The sequence below is a fragment of the Ileibacterium valens genome (assembly GCF_001945525.1).
In the GTDB taxonomy this organism is placed as follows: Bacteria; Bacillota_I; Bacilli_A; order Erysipelotrichales; family Erysipelotrichaceae; genus Ileibacterium; species Ileibacterium valens.
On sequence record NZ_MPJW01000034.1, the window covers coordinates 1 to 6264 of the forward strand.

At 40.1% G+C, this 6264-nt stretch carries 6 protein-coding genes; 4 read left to right on the plus strand and 2 right to left on the minus strand.

Annotation, left to right across the window (positions count from 1 at the left end):
* Window positions 1-263 precede the first annotated feature (263 nt).
* Complete coding sequence (locus BO222_RS00970; protein ID WP_075817571.1) at window positions 264-851, minus strand: LOG family protein; 588 nt, start codon at window positions 849-851, stop codon at window positions 264-266.
* Between the two features lie 136 nt (window positions 852-987).
* Window positions 988-1467 carry a PaaI family thioesterase gene (locus BO222_RS00975; RefSeq protein ID WP_075817581.1) on the minus strand — a complete coding sequence of 160 codons (480 nt, stop codon included), beginning with the start codon at window positions 1465-1467 and terminating at the stop codon, window positions 988-990.
* 287 nt (window positions 1468-1754) lie between these two features.
* Between BO222_RS00975 and BO222_RS00980 the strand changes: the two genes are divergently transcribed.
* The 4 genes from BO222_RS00980 (at window position 1755) to BO222_RS00995 (ending at window position 5904) form a co-directional block, all read left to right on the plus strand.
* Window positions 1755-2315 carry a hypothetical protein gene (locus tag BO222_RS00980; RefSeq protein ID WP_075817573.1) on the plus strand — a complete coding sequence of 187 codons (561 nt, stop codon included), beginning with the start codon at window positions 1755-1757 and terminating at the stop codon, window positions 2313-2315.
* Window positions 2316-2321: 6 nt separating this feature from the next.
* Window positions 2322-2765, plus strand: a complete 444-nt coding sequence (locus tag BO222_RS00985) for a hypothetical protein (protein WP_075817575.1) — start codon at window positions 2322-2324, stop codon at window positions 2763-2765.
* 938 nt (window positions 2766-3703) lie between these two features.
* Window positions 3704-4765 (plus strand): glycosyltransferase family 4 protein, encoded by a 1062-nt coding sequence (locus BO222_RS00990; protein WP_075817577.1) that lies wholly within the window; start codon window positions 3704-3706, stop codon window positions 4763-4765.
* Complete coding sequence (locus tag BO222_RS00995) at window positions 4762-5904, plus strand: lysylphosphatidylglycerol synthase transmembrane domain-containing protein (protein ID WP_075817579.1); 1143 nt, start codon at window positions 4762-4764, stop codon at window positions 5902-5904. The genes BO222_RS00990 and BO222_RS00995 overlap by 4 nt, the downstream gene beginning before the upstream one ends.
* Window positions 5905-6264: the final 360 nt, after the last annotated feature.

The following is a 6264-nucleotide window of genomic DNA, read 5'->3' on the forward strand; positions in this document are numbered from 1 at the left end:
CAAAAGGCGGAAATCTTCCGTTTCCGACTTTCCTGAGAGGAAAGCTGGAGCACAGAGAAGATTTCCGCCTTTGATGGTATTCAGGGATAACCGGGAATAAAAGCCCGTGCAAATTTCAAAAGGTTACGTTGAAGCTCAAAAAGCAGAAAATCTGACCATAACAAATAATTAGCCAGCAGACTGGTCTGATCCAGGATAGCCTGCTGGCTTGATGTTTTTAAAATAAAGACTTTAAGCTGATTTTGGCCTTGAATTAGGAAAAATTACTCTTCTTCCGCTTCAAGCATAAAATCAACTTCTGTATGGCCTTTAACGTAACCTGCGATATAGGCAAGCATTTCATCAATTGAATCAGAGACCATAATCAGATCGAGACAGCTTGAAGACATGAAATGAAGATCGACGGTTTTATTGAGTAATTCAATGAGCGGATTGTAATACCCAGCAACATTGAAAATACAGATCGGCTTATCGAGCTGCTGAAGCTGTTTGAGTGTATAGACTTCAAAAAATTCTTCATAAGTACCAATACCACCCGGACAGATGATAAAGGCATCGGCAAGATCTTCCATCTTACCTTTGCGCTCACGCATTGTTTCAGTAAAGATCATCTCGGTACATCCTTCATGCAGAGCATGATGAAGTTCCTTGAAAAAGGAAGGGACGATACCGATGATCTCACCTTGAATGCTCATGGCTCCATCAGCGCTTGCTCCCATAATTCCAGAAGCTCCGGCTCCAAATACCAGGGACCAGTTTTTATCGGCGATTGCTTTTCCAAGATCAAATGCAGCCTGTTTAAAAACAGGATCGATCTGGGTGCTGCTGGCACCAAATACACAAACTTTCATAAAGTGTTCTCCTTGGATTGTATTAAGATTCTAACCAGTATAAAGATCACTTCAATTAATAGGATCTTTGACTTATTTTACGAATTTTGTATTTCGTTTATTGCTTTTGCTGGTTTGTTATTGGAATTTAACGTTTTTATCGGATTGAGGTTTCCTGATTTTCATATTTCGGATGGGCTTTCTTTCGCTCTTCATCTAAAAAGAACATCGTAAAGGTAGCCCGGGAGAGAAGATGTTCCTGATCGTCGTAAATGAATACTTCATAAACGCCTGTCGTTTTTCCGGCATGGATTTCTGAAGCGCAGGCTTTCAGTTTTCCGCCTGAAGCTGGACGAATATAGTTGATTGAAGAATTCAACGTCACACTGTCGCGTCCAGTCGTAAAACTGGCCGCGCCAGCTGCAGTGTCTGCCAGTGAAAATAAGGCTCCTCCATGAACCAGACCATAAATATTCAGGAGCTGTTCATCCAGATCCATTTCCAGGATCGCATAACCGGCTCCGCATTCCTTAACGCGCATACGGCTTGATTGTAAAAAGTGATTGTCACGATTAATTCTTTCGGCAATCCGGCGGTATTTTTCTTCCATACTCTTACTCTGTTTCCTATTCTGCATTCTGTGGCTCTTTTTTCGGTCGAAAAAAACTGCCGATTTTCTGTTTGGCTTCATTTTACCAGCTTGTCGAAGACATTCACGACTGAGTTGATTTAGCAAAGAAAAGCTTAATACAATTTATAGAAAAATCGGGACACTGGTTTTTGATGAAAAAGTAGAAGAAAAGAAGTGAAAGGAATAGGATTATTTTGTATGAAATCTTCTCGATTCAAACGCAAATGCATCCGGATCGTGTAGAATTCCATATAAACCGGAAATTCCGGAGAAAGGGTAAATCAGGAAACAGGATGTCAACAATTATTTTCTGGGTCCTCGGCGCCGTTGTCCTGGTGCTTGGAGGATATTCAAACTATACGAACTGGAAAACCTATTTCGCTTCAAAAAGGGAAAAGGAAATTTTCATGAAAAATCATCATGATGCAAAGGTAGCTATTGTCGGTAAAAACCGCATCTGGTTATGCTGGGCTGGAGCCGCTCTCTGTCTTGGACTGGCCAGTTTTATGGCGATGGCGACTCAGACGGATATGGATGCTGCACAGCGCTATTCCATGTCGCTGGTCTACTTCTCATTGTGCGTTTATCTGGTCGCTATGGCCATTGAAGCCACTACGGTTTCTAGAATCTGCTATACTCCGGAAGGATTTATGTATGCAGATACATACAGACGTTATAAGCAGATCAATGGCGTCGAAGTTGGAGGATGGATTTTTAAATCTTCATTCATCCACTTTGGAAATAAAGAGCAGGTAGCTGTTCCGAAATCCCTGGCTGTGTGGGTTCAGGAAAGCTGGGTCGACTGGAAAAAGGCGAAAGATGCCAAACGCAAAAAAAGCAGAAGAAGAGGGTAAATCAATATGCGCTGCTTTATCATCAGCGGATTTAACGGATATGGGAAACTGTTTTGTGATCAGTTAAAAAAGGTGCTGAGTCTGGAAATGGATCATATGGAAAACCTGTTTTATCTGGACGCAGACGATCCTGAAGCTTTAAAAAAACAGTTTTGTAAAATCAGAAAACAGGCAAAACAGCTGTTGCAGGAAGATTTTGGATTCGAACAGAATCCAGACCGGCTCGAATGGATCGTAAGTCTCGACAATCTTCATTCACAAAGCTCGATGAATGTAATGGAACTGATAAAAAGCGAAGCTGAAAATGAGCCAGTATTATTTGCGGCAGGCCTTTCCTATCCAGGAATGGTCGCAGCATTTAAAGAGCTCAATGATGTAGATACGCTTGAAGAACTGAAAGAAAGCATTAAAGCTCAAACAGTTTCAAACCTTCAGATATTTATCCCATGATATGCAAATAAGCGGGTAAAAACGCACATGATTTCACATCGGTAACAAGCAAACGAAAAGAAAAGAAATGGTAATCTACACATGAGCAAAGAAGATGATTTGCTCATTTCATAATCAAATTCCTTTCTTAATTCTTAGGGGGCTGTCAGGCAGGCAGCTCCTTTTTTTTTAGCGCCTGATTAAAAATAATAGAAATTTATGAGCCAAAAAGATGAGCATAAAACGTGAGAAGGAAAGGGCTTTTTTGTATTCTACAGATGAGCTACAGAAGCTCACTTCATAATCAAATTCCCTTTCTTAAAATTTTCTTGGAAGAGCCCCGGAATCGGGGTTTTTTCTTTTCTCTTCTTCTTTGCAGTTTGTGATAAAGGATTCGAATTTGAAATTCATTGTTCATATCAAAGGATTTAAAAATTGCCCGACAATGCTTTAGAAGCATACAAAAATGAAATAGTAAGAAACGAGTAATGAGCAGAATTCAAGTGCAGTTCCTGTCTGATTGATGTTATAAACAGCTCATTTTCCTGAATGAATGATTATTCAAAAAGAGGAAGAAATTAGATAAAGCGCTTTACGTTTGAACAATTCATTAGATGGTTTTAAAACAGATCATAAGATTGAGTCAAAACAAGTCCGAAGTATTGCATTCACTAAGTTATCTTAAGAAGATAAAATTACTTTTTATGTGAGATGAGAAGTCTACATTTCGAGCGGTAAAGTTGCAGTTTTTACTTAAGCGTAAGAGGGATCATTTAGGATTTGATTTGTTAAACTAAGGATGAGCAAAGAAAAGCTCACTTCATAATCATATTCCCTTTCTTTAACTTTCTTGAGTATGGCCGGCGCAAGCCGGCTTTATTCGTTTTCGGGAAACTGAAAGGTAACTGTAATTGCAGCGGTTAATCCGCTTGATATAATGGGAAACAGGTAATTTATCTATGAATAACAGAAAACTCAACATTGTCATGTTCTCAAGCGCGGATTCTGTAGCTGGCCAGGGAGTCGGTTCAGCCTATACGGAACAGGTTAGCCTGGTCCGCGATGGGGCAAGTGACCTTTTTAACGTCTATATTAATAAATGGCTGCAGGAAGCCGATATCCAGCATTTTCATACGATTGATCCACAATTTTTCGTTAAGATGCTCAATCATCATTCCGTCAATATTGCTTATTGCCATTTTCTTCCAGATACCCTGGATGGATCATTAAAGATTCCAAAATGGTTTTCCGGAACAGCGGCCAGCTATATCACAAGCTTTTATAAATCGGCTGACCGGCTAGTCGTTGTGAATCCGATTTTTATTGATGCTTTAGTGGAATATAAGATTCCAAGAGAGAAAATCTATTACATTCCCAATTATGTTTCAAAGGAAAGATTCCATCCTTTAGAAGGAATGGACAAGATGGAATGGCGGACGAAGTATGGAATCAGTCCTGATGATTTTGTCGTTCTTGGATGCGGTCAGGTGCAAACCCGTAAAGGAGTTCAGGACTTTGTCAAAGTGGCAGAAATGTGTCCTGGCTTTCAGTTTGTATGGGCTGGCGGCTTCTCCTTTGGTGCAATGACCGAAGGGTATGAAGAACTGAAAAAAATTATGGATAATCCTCCAGGAAATGTAACCTTTACAGGCATTGTGGATCGTGAAGACATGGTTCATCTGTATAACATGGCGGATGTCCTGTTCATGCCTAGCTATAACGAACTGTTTCCAATGACTATTCTTGAAGCAGTGAATCTGTCGATCCCCATGGTTTTGCGCAACCTCGATCTTTATAAAGACATTCTTTTCAATGATTATCTCAAGGGAGAAAACAACGAAGATTTTAAAGAGCTCATCTGTCGGCTTTATGAAGATCCACAGTTCTATGAAACCTGGAAAAAACGCAGCGATGAAATCGCAGAATACTATTCGGCTGATCACGTTCTGAAGATGTGGAAAGATTTTTATCTTGATGCCTATAAGGAAAAGTTTGGACAGCTGCCCAAGGAGAACGAATGAAGCTGAATAAAAAATACTTATTCAATATTGTTCTCATCCTCGCACTGACTTTTGTCGCCATGTATTTTGCCTTAAAAGATGACTATAAGCTGGCTATGCAGGCTTTGGAGCGAATGAATACATTCAATATGATTCTTGTGCTTTCGTGGGGACTTTTATTCACGATGGTCTGGGGAATCAGTTATCAGATTTTAGGTGCAAAGTATAAAAAGAACTATTCACTGCTCGAAGGAATTAATGTCGCGTTTATCGGAAACTTTTTTGCAGGGATTACTCCAAGTTCGACCGGTGGACAGATTGGGCAGATTTACGTGCTTAAGAAGCAGGGAATCAGCTACTCAGATGGGGCGAGCCTTCTGTGGGCTGACTTTATCATTTATCAGACAACGATGATGATTTATGTCACGATTCTATTTGCGCTTCGTTTTACACATTACGTTAATCTGTCCGCGTGGTTCTGGATCGTCTTTGCGGGCTATCTAATGAATGTAGTTGTTATTGTGATTCTCTATACAATCGCGATCTTTCCGGTCTTTTATTTAAGACTGATTGACAAACTTTTAAATGTGGTAAGTCGCTTCAAATTTTTTAAGAAAAGAGAAGCCGCTCTTGTCAAAACAAAAGATACGATCACACGTTTTACAAAAGAGATTAAGCATCTTTCGCAGGATAGAGTTCTGATTGTCAAATGCATGTTGGTCAATATCGTTCGATTGTCATTGCATTTTTCCTTACCGTATTTTGTAGCCAGGGGAATTGGAATTGATGTTCACCTGAATCAGTTTGTGGATGTCATGGCACTGTCCTCTTTTGTTACGATGGCGAACAGCTTTATTCCGCTTCCAGGCGCATCAGGTGGTACCGAAGTGGTTTTTTCCCTTTTATTCAGAGGAATGTTTGGGGCTCTTACCGGAGCTGTTTTACTGCTCTGGCGTATTTCGTCCTATTACATTCCAATGATTGCTGGGGCATTGATCTTTATCGTATTTAAGAACCGTCATGACCACCAGCCGGATTCTGAAGATCATCAGGATTCTGACCAGGAAGATCCCGTTGAGCTGCTTGTAGAAGATCAGGCTGTAATCAAAGAAGAAATACCCATTGTATCTTCAATCAAAAAGGCAGAACAGCCGGCTTAACTCGGTCCATTGAAACTTCATGAGACAATCGGATCGAAGGTTTTCCCTATTCACAAAGCGGCGTCAATCCTGTTTTGAAACAAAATTTGCATAAGTTGAATCGATTATAAAGGGGCTGTTAAATTTCTGACAGTCCAAAAATAAAAAGAGGCACCTGATCCGTAATGGATGAGGTGCCTTTTTTGGTAAAATATGTTCATGATCAATAAACAAAATTACCAAACACACTATAACTGTTATGAAATGACCTTTGTCAAGAGTGAATAAGAAGACATATTGCCCCCTTACCCCCATTGATAGTCTTCATTTTGGTTCGATGGTAGACAGCACTTCACAGAAGCTGCACGGCAATTGGCCCCG

Coding starts and splice junctions, on each gene's coding strand:
- BO222_RS00970 (WP_075817571.1), bottom strand. CDS start 851: ATGAAAGTTTGTGTATTTGGTGCCAGCAGCACCCAGATCGATCCTGTT.
- BO222_RS00975 (WP_075817581.1), bottom strand. CDS start 1,467: ATGCAGAATAGGAAACAGAGTAAGAGTATGGAAGAAAAATACCGCCGG.
- BO222_RS00980 (WP_075817573.1), top strand. CDS start 1,755: ATGTCAACAATTATTTTCTGGGTCCTCGGCGCCGTTGTCCTGGTGCTT.
- BO222_RS00985 (WP_075817575.1), top strand. CDS start 2,322: ATGCGCTGCTTTATCATCAGCGGATTTAACGGATATGGGAAACTGTTT.
- BO222_RS00990 (WP_075817577.1), top strand. CDS start 3,704: ATGAATAACAGAAAACTCAACATTGTCATGTTCTCAAGCGCGGATTCT.
- BO222_RS00995 (WP_075817579.1), top strand. CDS start 4,762: ATGAAGCTGAATAAAAAATACTTATTCAATATTGTTCTCATCCTCGCA.